Origin of the sequence: Aquamicrobium terrae (assembly GCF_040545735.1) — a bacterium.
GTDB lineage: Bacteria > Pseudomonadota > Alphaproteobacteria > Rhizobiales > Rhizobiaceae > Mesorhizobium > Mesorhizobium terrae_A.
Window position 1 is genome coordinate 1 of the sequence record NZ_JBEPML010000013.1, and the last position, 19,067, is coordinate 19,067.

The 19,067-nt window shown below is 67.1% G+C and carries 12 protein-coding genes; 6 read left to right on the forward strand and 6 right to left on the reverse strand.

The window, feature by feature from the left end; genetic code table 11:
* Window positions 1–165: 165 nt before the first annotated feature.
* A complete protein-coding gene (locus ABID37_RS17420) occupies window positions 166–786 on the reverse strand; it encodes a TetR/AcrR family transcriptional regulator (protein WP_354197067.1) in 621 nt (206 codons plus the stop codon).
* Window positions 787–859: 73 nt separating this feature from the next.
* Between ABID37_RS17420 and ABID37_RS17425 the strand changes: the two genes are divergently transcribed.
* Window positions 860–2,143 carry an MFS transporter gene (locus ABID37_RS17425; RefSeq protein ID WP_354197069.1) on the forward strand — a complete coding sequence of 428 codons (1,284 nt, stop codon included), beginning with the start codon at window positions 860–862 and terminating at the stop codon, window positions 2,141–2,143.
* 16 nt (window positions 2,144–2,159) lie between these two features.
* Here ABID37_RS17425 and ABID37_RS17430 read toward each other — a convergent pair whose 3' ends face one another.
* Entirely contained in the window at window positions 2,160–2,459 is a 300-nt protein-coding gene (locus tag ABID37_RS17430) for a hypothetical protein (protein WP_354197071.1), read from the reverse strand.
* 212 nt (window positions 2,460–2,671) lie between these two features.
* Here ABID37_RS17430 and typA point away from each other — a divergent pair, with 212 nt between their 5' ends.
* From typA to ABID37_RS17455, 5 genes are all read left to right on the forward strand, one after another.
* On the forward strand, window positions 2,672–4,498 hold the full coding sequence (typA, locus tag ABID37_RS17435; protein WP_354197073.1) for a translational GTPase TypA: 1,827 nt from the start codon (window positions 2,672–2,674) through the stop codon (window positions 4,496–4,498).
* A 292-nt stretch (window positions 4,499–4,790) separates the two neighbouring features.
* Complete coding sequence (locus ABID37_RS17440) at window positions 4,791–5,405, forward strand: LysE family translocator (protein ID WP_354197075.1); 615 nt, start codon at window positions 4,791–4,793, stop codon at window positions 5,403–5,405.
* A 116-nt stretch (window positions 5,406–5,521) separates the two neighbouring features.
* Window positions 5,522–10,324 carry an NAD-glutamate dehydrogenase gene (locus tag ABID37_RS17445; RefSeq protein WP_354197077.1) on the forward strand — a complete coding sequence of 1,601 codons (4,803 nt, stop codon included), beginning with the start codon at window positions 5,522–5,524 and terminating at the stop codon, window positions 10,322–10,324.
* 289 nt (window positions 10,325–10,613) lie between these two features.
* The gene (locus ABID37_RS17450; protein WP_354197079.1) at window positions 10,614–11,270 is read left to right on the forward strand and encodes a TerC family protein; all 657 of its coding nucleotides are present in this window, start codon (window positions 10,614–10,616) and stop codon (window positions 11,268–11,270) included.
* A gap of 333 nt (window positions 11,271–11,603) precedes the next feature.
* Window positions 11,604–12,986: an MFS transporter gene (locus ABID37_RS17455; protein ID WP_354197081.1), complete on the forward strand. Its 1,383-nt coding sequence runs from the start codon at window positions 11,604–11,606 to the stop codon at window positions 12,984–12,986.
* A gap of 38 nt (window positions 12,987–13,024) precedes the next feature.
* Here the strand turns inward: ABID37_RS17455 and purH are convergent, their stop codons facing one another.
* The 4 genes from purH to htpX all read right to left on the reverse strand — a co-directional run bounded on the left by purH (window position 13,025) and on the right by htpX (window position 19,055).
* Window positions 13,025–14,641, reverse strand: a complete 1,617-nt coding sequence (purH, locus tag ABID37_RS17460; RefSeq protein WP_354197083.1) for a bifunctional phosphoribosylaminoimidazolecarboxamide formyltransferase/IMP cyclohydrolase — start codon at window positions 14,639–14,641, stop codon at window positions 13,025–13,027.
* A gap of 98 nt (window positions 14,642–14,739) precedes the next feature.
* Complete coding sequence (locus ABID37_RS17465) at window positions 14,740–16,464, reverse strand: heparinase II/III family protein (protein WP_354197085.1); 1,725 nt, start codon at window positions 16,462–16,464, stop codon at window positions 14,740–14,742.
* Between the two features lie 150 nt (window positions 16,465–16,614).
* Window positions 16,615–18,009: an RsmB/NOP family class I SAM-dependent RNA methyltransferase gene (locus ABID37_RS17470; RefSeq protein WP_435521582.1), complete on the reverse strand. Its 1,395-nt coding sequence runs from the start codon at window positions 18,007–18,009 to the stop codon at window positions 16,615–16,617.
* On the reverse strand, window positions 18,000–19,055 hold the full coding sequence (gene htpX, locus ABID37_RS17475) for a zinc metalloprotease HtpX (RefSeq protein WP_354197089.1): 1,056 nt from the start codon (window positions 19,053–19,055) through the stop codon (window positions 18,000–18,002). The genes ABID37_RS17470 and htpX overlap by 10 nt, the downstream gene beginning before the upstream one ends.
* Window positions 19,056–19,067 lie beyond the last annotated feature (12 nt).

A 19,067-nucleotide genomic window follows, 5' to 3' on the forward strand; every position in this document is an offset into this window, starting at 1 on the left:
CCACCGATCCTCGCAATCGCAGCGACCATGCGAAAGATCATCATAACCCTCAACGCAAGGCTCAGAGACAATCAAAACCATCAGAGTTGATGACGGTCAAGGAAGCGAAGCGACCGCGAGCCGGGATCCATGCCGGAACCTCGACGAACGCCCGGCGGGGCAGGGCTAAGCGCCCGGCTTCACCACGCTCGCATCGATCAGCAACGCCGCATTGCGGGCCACCGATCGCGCCGGGCCGCCGGCCCCGAAGAGCTGGCCTGAAATATAGGCGCCTTCGATCAGGAGAAGCAGGCCGTCGCCCAGCGTGTCGGCGTCGGCGGCACCCATGCCGCGCGCCATTTCGCGCAGGCGGCGGCGCAATTCGCGCTTGTTGTCCTCGCTGACCTTGCGGGCCGGATGGTCGGCTTGAGGATATTCCACCGCCGCATTGGTCATGCCGCAGCCCCGGTAGGACGGCGTTTGCGTGCGTTCCCCGACGCCGGTCAGGAAGGCGAGGATCTGGGCGCGCGGGTCGCCCGGATGAGCCGTTACCGCCTTGTCGAACCGCTCCCAGAATTCGCGGTCGTATCGCCTCAGATAGGAAGCGGCCAGTTCGTCCTTGGAGGAGAAGGCGCGGTAGAGGCTGGGCTTGGCGACGCCGGCCGTCCTGACGATCTCGTCGACGCCGATCGCCCTGATGCCCTGGCGGTAGAACAGGTCGCGCGCGACGTCGAGGATCTTCTCGGCCGCTGCCGGGTGGCGATCCCTTTCGGCCTCGTGGCCTTCAATTTTGTTGTCGTGTGCCATCAGCGAAGTTCACTTGACAATGTTACCGATCGGTACGTACAGCTTGCAGGGTTGAAACGTACCGGTCAGTTACATGATAGGCAGATCTGTTCCCTTTGGCCAGCGCTACGCTTTCGTGGTCGTCGCCGTCATCTTCCTGTGCCTGCTGATCGCGGCCGGTCTGCGTTCCGCCCCGGCGGTGATGATGCTGCCTCTGGAGGAAAGCCTCGGCTGGGGGCGCGACAGCATTTCCTTCGCCGCCGCCATCGGCATCTTCCTCTATGGCCTTGCCGGGCCGTTCGCCGCCGCGCTGATGGAGCGCATCGGCCTCAGGCGGGTGCTGCTGGCCGCACTGATCCTCATGTCGGGCGCTACGGCGTTCAGCCTGTGGATGACGCAGCCGTGGCACATGGTGCTGACCTGGGGCATCCTGTCCGGCATCGGCTCCGGGGCGGTCGCGACGGTGCTCGGCGCCACCATCGTCAATCGCTGGTTCAAGACCAATCGCGGCCTTGTCATGGGCCTGATGTCGGCGTCCAGCGCTTCCGGCATGCTGGTGTTCCTGCCGCTGCTGGCGGCGCTCGCGCAATCCGGCGGATGGCGGCCGGTGGCGCTCACCGTGTCCATCGCCACGGCCGCCCTGCTGCCGCTGGTCTGGTTTCTGGTGCCCGAGCGGCCTGCCTCGATCGGCCTGGTGCGCTATGGCGCCACTGCCGATGACGCGCCGCCGGTGCCGCCCTCGGCGCGCGGAAATTTCTTCGTCCACACGCTGTCGACGCTGAAGCGGGCTGCCGGCACGCGCACCTTCTGGTATCTGTTCGCCACCTTCTTCATCTGTGGCTTCACCACCAACGGGCTGGTCGGCACCCACCTCATCGCCTTCTGCGGCGACATGGGCATCACCGAGATCCAGGCGGCCGGGCTGCTGTCGCTGATGGGCGTGTTCGACCTGATCGGCACCACCCTGTCAGGCTGGCTGACCGATCGTTTCGACCCGCGCAAGCTGTTGTTCATCTATTACGGCATTCGCGGCCTGTCGCTGATGTACCTGCCCTATTCGGGCTTTTCGGCCACCGCCCTGATCGTCTTCGCCATCTTCTACGGGCTCGACTGGATCGCCACCGTGCCGCCGACGCTGCGCCTCTCAAATGAAGGTTTCGGCGATGCCGCCGGCCCGCTGGTGTTCGGCTGGGTGGTGGCCGGCCATCAGGTGGGGGCCGCCGCGGCCGCCTATTTCGGCGGCATCATGCACGAGTTGCAGGGCGACTACGAACTGGCCTTCCTGATCGCCGGGCTGACCGGCCTTGCGGCGGCCTGCATCTCGCTTCTGATCGACACCAGCAAGCCGGAATTCGATCCGGAGCCGCAGCCGGCCTGATTGATCGAAGGCGGGTTCAGCCGGGGTAGCAGGAGAGGGGCACATTTGGCCACACTGCCTCGGCGCAGCCGGCCTCTCGCTGTCGCTTTTCGAAGGCGGCGCTGACCGGCCCGGTGACCATCGGGTCGACGCCGTCCGGCGCGTCGGAGAACAGCTGCTGGGCGGCGGTCACCGACAGCATCTTGTCCGCGCCGGTTTCCTTGGCCGTGGCCATGGAATGGGCGACGCCGCCCGCCAGAACGGCGGCCATGCACAGCGTGGCGAGGCCCAGCGCGATATAATGGGGTCCGGTTCGCGATACAGTCGGCCTGGTCATGTCCAATCGCCTTTCGGAAAGGGCAGAAGGCACCCTTGGTTAACGAAAATTTATCGCATCCCGCCCCTTAACAAAGGGTAACCGGCGATTTCTTTGGCGCCCGCACTTTCGCAATTGCGAAAAAACCTGTATGAGCGCGCCAACCGAAAATGATGGCGCGGGCGGTCGACCCCGTTTCGGCCGCCGCCGTCAGCACCCCAGAGAAGACACCTATGAAGCTCCGTAACATCGCGATCATCGCGCATGTTGACCACGGCAAGACGACGCTGGTCGATGCGCTCCTCAAGCAGTCGGGCTCGGTCCGCGACAACCAGCGCGTCGCCGAACGTGTCATGGATTCCGGCGACATCGAGAAGGAACGCGGCATCACCATCCTCGCCAAGGCCACCTCGGTCGAGTGGAAGGACACGCGCATCAACATCGTCGACACGCCCGGCCACGCCGACTTCGGCGGCGAGGTGGAGCGCATCCTCAACATGGTCGATGGCGCCATCGTGCTGGTCGACGCCGCCGAGGGCCCGATGCCGCAGACCAAGTTCGTGGTCGGCAAGGCGCTGAAGGTGGGCCTGCGCCCCATCGTCGCCATCAACAAGATCGATCGGCCGGACGCGCGCGCCGACGAGGTCATCAACGAGGTGTTCGACCTGTTCGCGGCGCTCGACGCCACCGACGAGCAGCTCGACTTCCCGATCCTCTACGGCTCCGGCCGCGACGGCTGGATGGCCGCCAACCCGGAAGGCCCGAAGGACCAGGGACTGGCGCCGCTGTTCGACCTGGTGCTCGACCATGTGCCGGCGCCGAATGTTGGCGACGGTCCGTTCCGCATGATCGGCACCATCCTCGAGGCCAACCCGTTCCTCGGCCGCATCATCACCGGCCGCATCGAGAGCGGCACGCTGAAGCCCAACCAGACGGTGAAGGTGCTGCACCATGACGGCTCGCTGCTGGAGACCGGCCGCGTGTCCAAGATCCTCGCCTTCCGCGGCATCGAGCGCCAGCCCATCGAAGAGGCGCAGGCGGGCGACATCGTCGCCATCGCCGGCCTTTCCAAGGGCACGGTGGCCGACACGTTCTGCGATCCGTCGGTGACCGAGCCGCTGGTCGCCCAGCCGATCGACCCGCCGACGGTGACCATGAGTTTCATCGTCAACGACTCGCCGCTCGCCGGCACCGAGGGCGACAAGGTGACCAGCCGCGTCATCCGCGACCGCCTGCTCAAGGAAGCCGAGGGCAGCGTGGCGCTGCGCATCGAGGAATCGGCCGACAAGGATTCGTTCTATGTGTCGGGCCGTGGCGAGCTGCAGCTTTCGGTGCTGATCGAGACGATGCGCCGCGAGGGCTTCGAGCTGGCCGTGTCGCGCCCGCGCGTCGTCATGCAGAAGGACGAGAGCGGCCAGCTTCTGGAGCCGATCGAGGAAGTCGTCATCGACGTGGACGAGGAGCACGCCGGCGTGGTCGTGCAGAAGATGAGCGAGCGCAAGGCCGAGATGATCGAGCTGCGCCCCTCCGGCGGCGACCGCCAGCGCCTCGTCTTCCTGGCTCCGACGCGTGGCCTGATCGGCTACCAGTCCGAGCTTTTGACCGACACGCGCGGTACCGCGGTGATGAACCGCCTGTTCAACTCCTACCAGCCCTACAAGGGCGAGTTGGCCGGCCGCACCAACGGCGTGCTGATCTCCAACGAACAGGGTGAGGCCGTGGCCTATGCGCTGTGGAACCTGGAGGATCGCGGGCCGATGGTCATCGATCCCGGCGTCAAGGTCTATCAGGGCATGATCGTGGGCATCCACTCCCGCGACAACGACCTTGAAGTGAACGTGCTGAAGGGCAAGAAGCTCACCAACATCCGCGCCGCCGGCAAGGACGAGGCCGTCAAGCTGACGCCGCCGATCCGCATGACGCTGGAGCGGGCGCTGTCCTGGATCCAGGACGACGAACTGGTCGAGGTGACGCCGAAGTCGATCCGCCTGCGCAAGCTCTATCTCGATCCCAACGAGCGCAAGCGCTTCGAGAAGCAGAAGGTGGCCGGCGCGGCTTGATTGCCGCTCACGGCCGCACCGCCGCTTTCGCGGCTGGTTCTGGCGAGGCTCGGCCCGAAACGACGTTCTGAACAGAAAAAAGCCCGGTGCCATTGGCGCCGGGTTTTTCTTATCGATTTAAGAGCAAGATCGCGTCTGGCCAGTACGCGGCAAATGGCTATGATGGCGCGCGTCGGCTGGGGGGCAATTCCAGAGATGGCGGAAACCGGTGTTCTGCCCGGAGTTGCGTGAAACAGGAGATTGAGCGTTTCCGTGTTCGCAGGAAGGCGGAAAGGCTCGCGGAGCTTGCGCAATGGACCTGACCTCTCTGTTCATTTTCGCTGCGGCGCTGTTCGTCGCCGCGGGGTCTCCGGGGCCATCGGTCGCGGCACTGGTCGCACGTGTCATTTCCGGCGGTCTGCGCGGCGTTCTCCCTTTCCTGCTCGCCATGTGGGTCGGCGAGGCCGTCTGGCTGTCGCTGGCGGTGTTCGGCCTTGCCGTGGTGGCGCAGACCTTCCATCTCGCCTTCCTCGCCCTGAAATGGGCGGGGGTCGGCTATCTGCTCTATCTCGCCTGGAAAATGTGGACGGCTCCGGTGGAGACCGGGGGCGGATCGCTGCCGCAGGCGGGTTCGCCGCTGAAGCTGTTCCTGACCGGCATGGCCGTCACGCTCGGCAATCCCAAGATCATGATGTTCTACCTGGCGCTGCTGCCGACCATCGTCGACCTCCAATCCGTCACCCTGCTCGGCTGGCTCGAACTGACGCTGACCATGGTGATCGTGCTGGTGGTGATCGACCTTTCATGGGCGCTGACGGCGGCGCAGGCACGCCGCCTGCTGAAGAGCCGGCGCGCGATGCAGATCGCCAACCGCATCGGTGCCGCGACCATGGCCGGCGCCGCCGCCGCAATCGCCGGGCGCTCGTGACAGGCATCACCCTACGTTCCAGTTCATAATTTCGATCGGTCCAGGGACCGTCGTCAAAAAGCAGCCATCTGCTACCATCATACAGCCGTTATTTCGCCAGGAGGGAAAAGCGTATCATGGCCATTCAGAAAGCCGAATCCGGCAAGCCGGCCACCGGCAAGGGCGGTGCGGCGGGCGCATCGGGCAAGAAGGAACGGCTTCTGGACTATCTTCTGGCGCGGGCCCCGGACGAGGATGTCGCGGCCTATGACCGGGCCGACCTGGAGCGCGCGGCGACATTGGCCGAAAAGGCGGTTGCCGGGCATCGCAAGGGCGAAAGCACGGTCTCGATTGCGCCCGATTCGGGCGTCTCGCGGCAGGGCCGCCCGGTGACGGTGATAACCGTCGTCAACGACAACATGCCGTTCCTGTTCGATTCCGTCATCGGCGAGATCAACGAGACGGTGGGCGAGGCGTCCTTCGTCACCCACCCGGTTCTCAATGTTCGCTACGGCGCTTCCGGCGTGGCCGAAATCCTCGGCGATACGGGCTCGCACAAGGGCGACAAGGACGGCGACCGGCTGAGCGTCATCCAGGTTCATGTCGGGCGCATGAGCGCCGAGGAGCAGGGCGCGCTGGCGGAAAAACTGGCCAGGACGCTGGAGCAGGTGCGCTCCGCCGTGCATGACTGGAAGCCGATGCTGGCCCGGCTCGACCAGGCGATCACCGAATTCCGCTATGCCCCGATCCCGCTGGACCGGGAGGCGGTGACCGAAGCCATCGCTTTCCTCGAATGGCTGCGTGACGACAATTTCACCTTCCTCGGCATGCGCGAGTACAAATACAGCGGCGGCGAGGAGAGCGGCACGCTGGAACTGGCCGACAAGGCGGGCCTCGGCATCCTGACCGATCCGGACGTGCTGGTGCTGCGCCGCGGCACGGAGGCGGTGACGACGACACCGGAAATCCGCGCCTTCCTGCATGGCCCCGAACCGCTGATCGTGACCAAGGCGAACGCCAAGTCTTCCGTGCACCGGCGCATCTATCTCGACTATGTCGGGGTCAAGACCTACACGCAGACGGGCGAACTGGCGGGCGAATTGCGCATCGTCGGCCTGTTCACCTCCACCGCCTATACGCGCTCGGTGATGAAGATCCCCTATCTGCGCTCCAAGGCGGGGACGGTGATCGAGAAGTCCGGCCTCAACCCGCACGACCATGCCGGCAAGGCGCTCATCAACGTGCTGGAAAGCTATCCGCGCGACGAGCTGTTCCAGATTCCGGTGCCGCTGCTGCGCAAGCATTCCGAAGCGATCCTCGGCCTCGTGGACCGGCCGCGCGTGCGCGCCCTCATCCGCACGGACCAGTTCGACCGCTTCGTCTCCGTGCTCGTGTTCGTGCCGCGCGACCGCTACGATTCGGAAGTCCGCGAAAAGATCGGCGCCTATCTCAAGACGGTCTTCGACGGGCGCGTGTCGGCCTACTATCCGGCCTTCCCGGCCGGCGGTCTGGCGCGCATCCACTTCATCATCGGTCGCTCCGGCGGCAAGACGCCCAAGGTCGAGCAGGCGACAATCGAGGCGGCGATCCGCGATATCGTGCGCACCTGGGAAGACGCGCTGCGCGAGGCGGCCGGGCCGGGGGGGGCCGATCCGCAGGTGGCGGCGATCGCCGGGCGCTTCCCGCAGAACTACCGCAACAGCTTCACGCCGGAGGTGGCGCTGGTCGATGCCGCACGCATCGCCACCATGGATGCCGGCAACCCCATCGTCATCGACTATTATCGCGACACCGGCCAGGCGTCCGAACAGGCTTCGCTGAAGATCTACCACCATGGCTGCCCGGTGGCGCTGTCGCAGCGCGTGCCGATCCTCGAAAACCTCGGCTTCCGGGTGATCAGCGAACGCACGTTTGAAGTCTCGGGCGACGACACCGACAAGGTGTTCGTCCACGACATGGAACTGGAGAGCGCCTACGGCAAGCCGGTCGACCTGTCCGACGGCGGGGCGCTGTTCGACGAGGCCTTCCTCGCCGTCTGGCACGGCGAGATGGACAATGACGGCTACAATGCACTGGCCCAGACCGCTGGCCTTGCGGCCGGCGAGATCCTGGTGCTGCGCGCCTATGGCCGCTACCTCCAGCAGGCCGGCATCCCGCAGAGCCAGGACTTCATCGCGGCGGCGCTGAACCGCTATCCCGAGATCGCGCGCGGGCTCTATTCGCTGTTCGTCGCGCGTTTCGATCCCGTCTCGCCGCAGGGCGACGAGGTGGCGGCGCGCCATCTCAAGGCCAAGATCAAGGATGCGCTGGAAGACGTCCCCAACATCGACGACGACACCATCATTCGCCGCTATCTCAACCTGATCGAAGCGACGCTGCGCACCAATCACTTCGTCAAGGACAAGCGCGAGCGCGGCCATTCGCTGGCCTTCAAGCTGAACCCGCGGGCCATCGACGGGCTGCCCGAGCCGCGGCCGTGGCGCGAGATCTTCGTCTACGGGCCCGAGGTCGAGGGCGTGCACCTGCGCTTCGGCCCCGTGGCGCGCGGCGGCCTGCGCCTGTCGGACCGCGCCCAGGACTATCGCACCGAGGTGCTGGGGCTGGTCAAGGCACAGCAGGTCAAGAACGCCGTCATCGTGCCGGTCGGCGCCAAGGGCGGCTTCTATCCCAAGCGCCTGCCGGCGAGCGGCAGCCGCGACGCGGTGTTCGAGGCCGGCCGGGCCGCCTATGTGAACTTCGTGTCGAGCATGCTGTCGATCACCGACAATATCGGCACCGATGCGGTCATCCCGCCGCAAGGCGTGGTGCGCCATGACGGCGACGACCCCTATTTCGTCGTCGCCGCCGACAAGGGCACGGCGACCTTCTCCGACACGGCCAACGCCATCTCCAAGGCCCACGACTTCTGGCTGGACGACGCCTTCGCCAGCGGCGGCTCGGCCGGCTACGACCACAAGGGCATGGCGATCACGGCGCGCGGCGCCTGGGAAGCGGTGAAGCGGCATTTCCGCGAGATGAACCGCGACATCCAGGCGACGCCGTTCACCTGCGTCGGCGTCGGCGACATGTCGGGCGACGTTTTCGGCAACGGCATGCTGCGCTCCGAACAGACGAGGCTGATCGCCGCCTTCGACCATCGCGACATCTTCATCGATCCCGATCCGGAACCGGCCTCCTCGTTCGCCGAGCGCCAGCGCCTGTTCGGCGTGCCGCGCTCGAGCTGGCAGGACTATGACAAGTCCAAGCTCTCCAAGGGCGGCATGATCGTGTCGCGTTCGCAGAAGTCGGTGACGCTGACGCCGGAAGCGGCGGCGGCCATCGGCATCGCCAAGACGGTGGCGACGCCGGTCGAGGTGATCCGCGCCATTCTGGCTGCTCCGGTCGACCTGCTGTGGTTCGGTGGCATCGGCACCTACCTCAAGGCCGCCGGCGAGACCAACCAGGAGGTGGGGGACCGCGCCAACGACGCCATCCGCCTCAATGCCGGCGAGGTGCGCGCCAGGGTCATCGGCGAGGGTGCCAATCTCGGCATGACCCAGCGCGCGCGTATCGAATACGCCCTTAGCGGCGGGCGCAACAACTCCGACGCCATCGACAATTCCGGCGGCGTCAACTGCTCGGACGTCGAGGTCAACATCAAGATTGCGCTGGCGGCGGCCATGCGCAAGGGCGCGCTGGAGCGGCCGGCGCGCGACAAGCTGCTGGCGAAGATGACCGACGAGGTGGCCGGGCTGGTGCTGGCCAACAACTACCAGCAGACGCTGGCGCTGTCGCTCGCCCGCCGGCGCGGCCTGGCCGACATGCCGCATCAGGCCCGCTTCATGGCGGCGCTGGAAAGCCGCGGCCTGCTCGACCGGGTGGTCGAGAATCTGCCCTCGGCAACGGTGCTGGCCGAGCGCGAGGCGCGCGGCGAGCCGCTGACGCGGCCTGAACTCGGCGTGCTGCTCGCCTATGCCAAGATCGTGCTGTTCAGCGACATCGTCGCTTCCGAGGTGCCGGACCATCCGCATTTCGAAGAAGATTTGATGAGCTACTTCCCGGACGCCATGGCGGAGAAGTTCGGCGAGGAAATCCGCAGCCACCGCCTGCGGCGCGAGATCATCACCCGCGTGCTCGCCAACGACCTCGTCAATCGCGGCGGCCCGTCCTTCGTCAACCGGCTGATGGAGACCACCGGCCGCAGCCCGGCCGACGTGATGCTGACCTTCGCGCTGATCCGCGAAGGGTTCGAACTGCCGGCGCTCTATGGCGAGATCGATGCGCTCGACAACCGCATCGACGGCGAATTGCAGCTCGGCCTCTACCAGACGGTCAGCCGGCTGATCTATGTGAATTGCGGCTGGTACCTGAAGAACGAGACCGGCACGGGCGACCTCGTCCAGCGCATCGCTGCCCTGAAGCAGGCACGCGCGGTGCTGGAGCCGAAGTTGCGCGAACTGCTGCCGGCCATTTCGCGCGAGCGGGTGGAGGCGACGCACAGCGACCTTGTCGCGCAGGGCGTTCCCGAGCACCTTGCCGGACGGCTGGCGCTGGCGGAGTTCGCCGATCTGGTGCCCGACATCGTGCTCACCGCGCGCATGGCCGGCGCCGACATCGTTGCGGGCGCGCGGGCGTTCTTCGCGGTCAGCGAGGCCTTCCGCATCGCCCGCATCGAGGATGCCGCGCATGCGATCTCGCCGTCCGACTATTACGACCAGCTCGCCCTGTCGCGCGCCACCGACACCATCGACGCGGCGCGGCGCGGCATCGCCGTGGCAGCGCTGACCGGATATGCCGGAGCGGACGATCCGGTCGCTGCATGGCTGGACGCCGGCGGCGAGCACATCGCCGCCATCCGCGAGCGCCTGCAGGCGTTGACCGAGGGAGGCGACATCTCGGTGTCGCGCCTGTCCGTCGCCGCCGGGCTGATGAGCGATCTCTCGGTTCCGCGGGGCGCCTGACGGCGTTTCGCTGTCCGTTTCATGAAGCAGCCGCCGGTCTGGAACGGGCCGGCGGCTTCTTATCGGACACAATTTCTCCTTGCGTTTCGAAAAGCGCTGACGTAGGCATGCGCCACCAGGCCGGGCCCCTCTGGCAGTCTCCATGGCTGCGATGTCGGACTGGAATTCAATCCGGCGGCCTGGCTAAGATGTCTTCCACTCCAATCAGCAAGTGACGCTTTGCGCGGACTTCGGTCCGGCAGCGGTCGTTTGCGAGCCAGATCGCCCAAGCTGAACGCAAGGGTGCAGAATGACAGAATTTTTCACGCCTGAAGCCTTAACGGCCCTGTTTCAGGTCATCATGATCGACCTGGTGCTTGCCGGCGACAACGCCATCGTCATCGGCCTGGCCGCTGCCGGCCTGCCGAAGGACCAGCGCGCCAAGGCCATCCTCATCGGCATCATTGCCGCGACCGTGCTGCGCATCGGCTTTGCGGCCGCCACCACCCAACTCCTGCAGATCGTGGGCCTGCTGCTTGCCGGCGGCATATTGCTGCTATGGGTGTGCTGGAAGATGTGGCGCGAACTCCAGCAGAACCACGGCCATGAGACGCAGGCGGTCGAGGCGCTCACCGATGTGGACGTCGACAAGGACGGCACAGTCGCCGGCACCGCGCCGCGCAAGACCTTCGCCCAGGCGGCCTGGCAGATCATCATCGCCGACGTGTCCATGTCGCTCGACAATGTGCTGGCCGTCGCGGGCGCCGCGCGCGAGCACCCCGGCGTGCTGGTCTTCGGCCTGGTCCTGTCGATCGCCCTGATGGGCATTGCCGCAAGCTTCATCGCCGGCATTCTCCAGAAGCACCGCTGGATCGCCTATGTCGGCCTGATCGTCATCCTCTACGTGGCGGGCGAGATGATCTATCGCGGCACGATGGAGATACTGCCCTATCTTCAGGGAGCCTGACATCGATCCGGAGGCCGGGGCGGCATCGCCCCGGCCTTTTTGCCGGGCCGGCCATTTTTCCGTGCGAACGTGAAACCGTTCACATCGCTTCCGGTGCCGATCCGGTAATCCTTGTCTCGCCAGCTTGCGGACGGGCTATTCTGGCAAAGCCCCGCCTGAGGGGGGTAGTTGAGTTTCAGGCGGGGCTGTTCTTTTTTCCGGCTGTTGCCATGCAACGCCGCGGGCCGTCACCATCCTCTCCTCGTATTGCCCTGTGCCGCCACCGTCATTCATCTTTTGCACCATGATGAAAAACATGCAGACATGGCGCGCTGGCAGGCAAGTGGAGAGGGCATGACCGAAACCGATATTGGGGCGCGCAAGGCATCGCGTGCCGGCATCCGGGGCTGGATGCTGTTCGACTGGGCGGCGCAGCCCTTCTTCACCGTGGTCACCACCTTCATCTTCGGACCCTATTTCGTCTCGCGCATGGCGAGCGACCCGGCCGCCGGGCAGGCGGCCTGGGGCTATGGCGTCGCCGCGGCCGGCTTCGCTATCGCCATCCTGTCGCCGGTGCTCGGCGCCATCGCCGACCAGACCGGGCCGCGCAAGCCGTGGATCGGCTTCTTCGCGGCGATCAAGATCGCCTGCCTTTGCCTGCTGTGGCTGGCGATGCCGGGCTCAAGCCTGTTCTGGGTGGTGGCGGTGTTCTCGCTGGCCTCGGTGGCGGCGGAGTTCTCCACCGTGTTCAACGATTCCATGATGCCGCGCCTGGTGCCGAAGGAGGAGATCGGCCGCGTCTCCAACATGGCCTGGGGGCTTGGCTATCTGGGCGGCATGGTGGTGCTGATCTTCGTCGTGGCGCTGATGGCGGGCTCGCCGGAGACGGGCCTCACCATCGCCGGCCTCAAGCCGCTGTTCGGGCTCGACCCGGTGCTGGGCGAGGATGCCCGCGCCACCGGCCCGCTCTCGGCGCTGTGGTATCTGGTGTTCATCCTGCCGATGTTCCTGTTTACTCCCGATGCGGCGAAGGGCATTCCCATCGCGCCGGCGGTGCGCAGGGGGCTTGCCGAGCTGAAGGCGACGCTGGGCGAGGTGCGGCAACGTCCCGGCATCTTCCGCTTCCTCGTCGCCCGCATGATCTACCAGGATGGCGTCAATGCGCTGATCGTGCTCGGCGGCGCCTTTGCAGCGGCGATGTTCGGCTGGTCGATCACCGAAATCGGCGTGTTCGGCATCATCCTCAACGTGGTCGCCATCTTCGGCTGCTGGGTGGCGGCGCGGCTCGACACCGCGCTCGGCTCCAAGGTCGTGGTGATGGTCGCGCTGGTGCTGCTGACCATAGCCACGGTGGGCATCGTCTCGACCGGGCCGGGCTACACGCTATTCGGCGCGCTGCCGCTTTCCGTCGAGGATCCGGGCGGGCTGTTCGGCACGGCGGCCGAGAAGGCCTATATCCTTTATGGCCTGCTGATCGGTGTCGCCTTCGGCCCGGCGCAGGCCTCGTCGCGCTCCTACATGGCGCGCAGCGTGACGGCCGAGGAAGCCGGCCGCTATTTCGGCATCTATGCGCTGGCCGGGCGGGTGACGAGCTTCGCCGCCCCCTTCCTGGTGGCCACGGTCACGGCGCTCAGCGGCTCGCCGCGCCTCGGCATGGCGATGATCATCCTGTTCCTCGTCGCCGGCATGGCGCTGCTGGCCGGCACGCCCTATCCGGCGGACCGGAAAGGGCGTTGACGTCCTGCCCCCCCGCCTTCGCGGCCGGGGCAGCATGATCAATGCCGGAAATGGCGGGTGCCGGTGAAAACCATGGCGATGCCGTGCTCGTCAGCGGCGGCGATCACCTCGTCGTCGCGCATCGAGCCGCCCGGCTGGACGACGGCGGTCGCTCCCGCTTCGACCGCGGCCAGCAGGCCGTCGGCGAAGGGGAAGAAGGCATCGGAAGCCACGACGGAACCTTTCGTCAGCGGCTCGCCCATGCCGGCGGCCTCGGCCGCATCCAGTGCCTTGCGGGCGGCGATGCGCGAGGAGTCCACACGGCTCATCTGGCCGGCGCCGATGCCGACCGTGGCGCGGTCCTTCGCATAGACGATGGCGTTCGACTTCACATGCTTGGCGACGCGGAAGGCGAAGCGCATGTCGGCCATCTCGGCTTCGCTAGGCGCGCGCCGGCTCACCACCTTGAGGTCGAGATCGTCGACGACGGCGTTGTCGCGGCCCTGCACCAGCAGGCCGCCGGCGACCGACTTGACCAGCATGCCGGCCGTGCGCGGGTCGGGCAGGCCGCCGGTCACCAAAAGGCGCAAATTCTTTTTGGCCGCGACGATGGCCTGCGCCTCCTCGCTGGCCTCGGGGGCGATGATGACTTCGGTGAAGGTCTTGACGATCTCTTCGGCGGCTTCCGCGTCGAGCAGGCCGTTGAGCGCCACGATGCCGCCGAAAGCCGAGACCGGATCGCAGGCGAGCGCCTTGAGATAGGCGTCCTTCAGCGTCGCTCCCTCGGCAACGCCGCAGGGGTTGGCGTGCTTGATGATGGCGACGGCGGCGGTGCGGGCGGGATCGAACTCGCCCACCAGCTCGAAGGCGGCGTCGGTGTCGTTGATGTTGTTGTAGGAGAGCTGCTTGCCCTGCAACTGGCGGGCCGTGGCGACGCCCGGCCGCTTGTCGCCGGTGAGGTAGAAGCCTGCCTGCTGGTGCGGGTTCTCGCCATAGCGCATGACGCTGTCCAGCCGGCCGCCGAAGGCACGCCAGGCCGGGTGCTCGATCTCCAGCGCCTCGGCGAACCAGCCCGAGATCGCCGCGTCATAGGCGGCGGTGCGGGCGAAGGCTTTTGCCGCCAGCCGCTTGCGGAAATCCAGCGACAGTGAGCCGGTGTTCAGCTCCATGGCGTTGAGCACGGCGGCATAGTCGTCCGGATCGGTGACGATGGCGACATAGGCGTGGTTCTTGGCCGAGGCGCGCACCATGGCCGGGCCGCCGATGTCGATGTTCTCGACGATGGCGGCATAGCCGGCGCCGGAGGCGCGCACCTCCTCGAACGGGTAGAGATTGACCACGACCAGGTCGATCGGCTCGATGCCGTGGGCGCGCATCGCCGCGACATGGTCCGCGTCGTCCCGGATGCCGAGCAGGGCGCCGTGGACGGAAGGATGCAGCGTCTTGACGCGGCCGTCCATGATTTCGGGGAAGCCGGTCAGGTCCGACACGTCGCGCACCGCAATGCCCGCTTCGGCGATGGCCTTGGCGGTGCCGCCGGTCGAGACCAGCTCGACCCCGGCTGAGGCCAGAGCGCGGGCGAAATCGACGAGGCCGGTCTTGTCGGAGACGGAGAGCAGGGCCCGGCGCACCGGCACCAGATCGGGAGCGGGAATGTTCTTGGAGGCGACAGCCATGCGCGCGGCCCTTCATGTTGCGGGAAGATGGCCGCGCCCTAGCACATGAGGGCGGCGAATCAAACGTGCGAATCGTTCCCGGACCGTCCTGTGCCGTATCAGCGGTGGAGGGCGGCCCCGGCCAGCCGCACCCTTTTCAGCCGCCAGCGCACCTCCGGCAGAGCCGAGGCATGGAAGGACAGCAGGAACTGGCGGCTGATGCGCGGGCCGGCGATGCCGGCGAAATAGATCGATTCCTCGACCTGCGGCGCGACGTCGGTGCAGGAGAACATCCAGGCATCGCCATTATCCGAAGCGAGCACGAAATGGCCCCCGGAATCGGTGAACAGGTTGATGTCGGGGTGGATGTGGAAGCGGATGGTGACCAGGTCCTGCCCGTCGTCGCGGGGGGGACTGCCGTCGCTTCGCAGGAAGCTGTCGCGGCCGACCAGGGTGCCGCCGCCGCTCATCAGGATCAGCTCGCGCTCATGCACAAGGCCGAAGCGCTGCGCATAGCCGTCATGGCGGGCGAGGAAGCCGTGCCGGTCGGGGCCGTCGCGGCGCTCGCAGTCGACATGCTGCGGCCCTCCGACCAGGGGCGAGCCGACAAGGCTCGACAGGCGCGAGGAATGGCTGAAGCGGGCCGAGGAGGTGTCGTTGAGCGTGGCCGTGGAATGGGCGGCGGTGGCGCGGGCCAGCGGCCGGAACTCCGGGTCGCCATAGGTGTCGACGCCGGCATTGACGATGAAATGGTGGCGGCCCGACGACAGCTCGAACGACAGGCAGCCGGCATGGGCGGCGCCCGCGACGTCGAGCGGCGGCGGGGCGCCGGTGTCGGCGATGACGGTGACGTCGCCGATCGACAGCCGCTCATAGCCGGAATGGGGCGCGTGCAGCAGCGGCGCGCCGGCCGTGTCGTCATGGCGCAATATGGCCGCGATGCGGTCCTGCACGGTGGCGCCCATGCCGTTGAAGCAGGCAAGGCTGCCGCCCTGGTGCTGGAAGAAGCGCAATGCCGGCAGCATGCGGTCTATGGCGCCCATCAGGGCGGCGGGCGGCTGCTCGGCCTGGTTGGCATATGTCTGGCGCAGCGGCAGAAGGTCGGCGAGGAATTCCAGAACCATCAGCGGATTGCGCGAGATATGGCCGCCATCGGGCAGGATCTGGCGGTCCAGTTCGTCGGCGAGATTGCGGCTGGCGTTGCGCAGCGCCGAGGCGGGAACCGGCAGCGAGAGGGCGGCGAAGGCCAGCGCGATGCGGGCGCGCAGGAGGTCCTTGCCGCCCGGCATCTCGCGGGCCATCGAGCGCAGATAGCGGATCTGCATGGCCAGCGACTTGAGGTAGGCGCGGTAGAAGGCAAGCTCCGCCCCTTGCAGCACGACGGAGGAATGCTGGAGCCAGGCAATGATGCGCTTGGCGGTCACGCCCGGCTCCCACGCGACACCGGAAATGTGGCTGCCATGCGCGGCGATCCAGTCCTTCACCAGCACCCGCGCATTGGCCGAGGCAAGGTCGGTGCTGGCGGCGCGCATGTGGCGCAGCCAGCGAAACCCGTGCAGGGAACGTTGCCAGCCCCGGTGGTGAACCTCGATCTTGAACGGCGATTCGCCGCCCGTCTCGACCAGCCGCCCCGAAAGCGGAAAGCGGCCGTAATAGATCTCCATGGCGATCTGCGGATCGGCCAGCCGCAGGTCCGGCGGGGCGATCAGCACCCGTTCGGGAGTGCGGCCGGAATAGCGCCAACGATAGGCCGGCCCGGCACGCAGATGCCGGCGCGCGTTACGCCAGAACGCCCGCGCGACCAGTGCCCACAGGCGTGTCATATCTGCGGCGGCGGGTGCCAATGCTGTTTCCGAGGCCTCAGTTTCACTTACAAACTATGCGATTCAATAGGTTATGCGAAGACGAATTCAAACCTGCACAACCGGGGCGGGTGCATTCTGTCCACATGCTTTCGTAAGTGGAGGCTTGCACAGGCGCGCAGGTGCCCGGCCTTAGCCGCGCTTCTTCAGCCTTGCGGCGAAGAAACCGTCCAGCCCCGACAGCGCGGGCGACCCCATGTCGAGCCCGGCGGGCGTGGTGCGCAGCATGCCCTCGGCCGTCACGAAGCCGGCGATGCCGGGGATTTCCTGCGGCGAGACCGGGTCCAGTTCTGCCCCGGGCGTGTCGGCAAGGAAGCCGGCGACCAGTTCCTCGCCTTCCAGCGGGTCGAGCGAGCAGTTGGAGAACAGGACGATGCCGCCGGGACGGATGAGGGTGAAGGCCCTGTCGAGCAGCCGGCGCTGGAGGGCGGCCAGCCTGGCGATGTCTTCGGGCGTCTTGGTCCATGGCACGTCCGGGTGGCGGCGCACCGTGCCGGTGGAGGAGCAGGGCGCATCGAGCAGCACCGCGTCGAACAGCTCCGGCGGCGCAAAGTCCATCAGGTCGCTGTGGACGACAGTGGCCTTCAGCCCGAGCCGTTCGAGATTGCGGGCAAGGCGTTTCAGGCGGCTTTGCGAGGCATCGACGGCGGTGACGTCGGCATCGGCAAGGATGAGCTGGGCGGTCTTGCCGCCTGGGGCGGCGCACAGGTCGGCGACCTTGCGGCCGGCAATGTCGCCCATCAGCCGCGCCGGCAGGGCGGCGGCGGCGTCCTGCACCCACCATTCGCCATCCTCGAAGCCGGGCAGTTCGGTGACCGCGCTGTCGAGGCGCTCGATCCGCACCGTGCCGGTGGGCAGGACGATGCCGCCGAGACGTTCGGCCCACATCTGCGGCTCGGCCTTCACCGTGAGGTCGAAGGGCGTCTCGAGGCGGTGCGCGGCAAGGATGGCGCGCGCCTCGCCGATGCCGTAGGCCTGTGCCAGCCGCGCGGCGAACCAGTCCGGCGCATCGTCGGTGGCGGCAAGTGCTGTTCCGAGTTCCTGTTCCTTGGCGCGGGTCAGCGCGCGCAGGACGGCATTGACCAACCCGGCGAAGCGCTGGGTGCGCGGGTCCGACTTGGCGTGGGTGACGGCGAGGTCGACGGCGGCGCTGTCCGGCACGTCGAGGAACAGGATCTGGACGGCAGCGATATGGAGAATGTGGGCAAGCGCCGTCGCATTGGCGGGCAGCGGCTTTTGCAGCCGTTTCGCCAGCAGCGCCGTGATGGTCGTGCGATGACGGAGCGCCGCGCCCAGCATGGCGCGCACCAGTGCGCGGTCGCGCATGTCGAGCGCCATATAATGCGGATGGCCGTGCTCGTTGTCGGTCAGCCCGTCGAGCGGCGTGCGGGCGTCGATGACCGCGCCGAGCAGCCGCACCGCCGCCTTGCGCGCGGCAAGGCCCGGCACCGAGGCCGGTGCCGGGTGGGGCCTGTCCTTGCTGGAGGGATGCCGCTTTCGCGCCGGTTCTGCCGGCTTCACGACCAGGGGCCTTTCGGCCCGGTGGGATTGCGGCCCCATGGGTTGGATTTCGGCTGCGGCTCGGTCGGCGGTTCGGCCTGGGGCTCAGCCTGGGAGCCGGCTTGCGTACGTCCGCCCCACGGGCCGGCATCCTGCTCTGCGGATGGAGGCGTGGGGCGGGGTGCATTGCGGGGAGCCGGCTGGCGCGCGCCGCCGCCGCCGGAAGTTCCCCATTCGGCATCCATCGCCTGCAGGGCGGCGATGCGGTTGCCCGTGTCGGGGTGGGTGGAGAACAGATTGTCCATACGCTCGCCGGAAAGCGGGTTGATGATGAAGAGGTGGGCGGTCGCCGGATTGCGCTCGGCATCCGGATTGTGGATCCGTTCGGCGCTGCGGGCGATCTTGTCAAGGGCGGAAGCCAGCCACATCGGCCGGCCGCAGATTTCCGCGCCGCGCCGGTCGGCGGCATATTCGCGGGTGCGGCTCACCGCCATCTGCACCATCATGGCGGCGAAAGGCGCCACGATCATCGCCACCAGCACGCCGATGAAGCCGAGCGGATTGTTGTTCTCGCGGTTGCCGCCGAAGAACAGGGCGAAGTTGCCGAGCATGGAGATGGCGCCGGCCAGCGTGGCGACGATGGTCATGGTCAGCGTGTCGCGGTTCTGCACATGGGCAAGCTCGTGCGCCATCACGCCGGCGACCTCTTCCGGCGAAAGGCGCTGCAACAGACCGGTCGTCGCGGCGACGGCGGCGTTCTGCGGATTGCGGCCGGTGGCGAAGGCGTTGGGCTGGGCATTGTCGATCAGGTAGACGCGCGGCATCGGCAGCCCGGCGCGCGAGGCAAGCTCGCGCACGATGGCGTAGTATTCGGGCGCATTGCGTTCATCGACCTCGACGGCCCGGTGCATGGCCAGCACCATCTTGTCGGCGTTCCAGTAGCTGAACAGGTTGGTCGCCGCCGCGATCAGGAACGCGATCATCATGCCGCCCGAGCCACCGATCAGATAGCCCACGCCCATGAAAAGCGCCGTCATGACGGCCAGCAGCATGGCGGTGCGCAATGTGTTCATCCGATACTCCCT

Bases quoted from the DNA above. Each gene is read 5' to 3' on its own strand.
- ABID37_RS17420 (WP_354197067.1), bottom strand. From the start codon at position 786: ATGGCACACGACAACAAAATTGAAGGCCACGAGGCCGAAAGGGATCGC.
- ABID37_RS17425 (WP_354197069.1), top strand. From the start codon at position 860: ATGATAGGCAGATCTGTTCCCTTTGGCCAGCGCTACGCTTTCGTGGTC.
- ABID37_RS17430 (WP_354197071.1), bottom strand. From the start codon at position 2,459: ATGACCAGGCCGACTGTATCGCGAACCGGACCCCATTATATCGCGCTG.
- typA (WP_354197073.1), top strand. From the start codon at position 2,672: ATGAAGCTCCGTAACATCGCGATCATCGCGCATGTTGACCACGGCAAG.
- ABID37_RS17440 (WP_354197075.1), top strand. From the start codon at position 4,791: ATGGACCTGACCTCTCTGTTCATTTTCGCTGCGGCGCTGTTCGTCGCC.
- ABID37_RS17445 (WP_354197077.1), top strand. From the start codon at position 5,522: ATGGCCATTCAGAAAGCCGAATCCGGCAAGCCGGCCACCGGCAAGGGC.
- ABID37_RS17450 (WP_354197079.1), top strand. From the start codon at position 10,614: ATGACAGAATTTTTCACGCCTGAAGCCTTAACGGCCCTGTTTCAGGTC.
- ABID37_RS17455 (WP_354197081.1), top strand. From the start codon at position 11,604: ATGACCGAAACCGATATTGGGGCGCGCAAGGCATCGCGTGCCGGCATC.
- purH (WP_354197083.1), bottom strand. From the start codon at position 14,641: ATGGCTGTCGCCTCCAAGAACATTCCCGCTCCCGATCTGGTGCCGGTG.
- htpX (WP_354197089.1), bottom strand. From the start codon at position 19,055: ATGAACACATTGCGCACCGCCATGCTGCTGGCCGTCATGACGGCGCTT.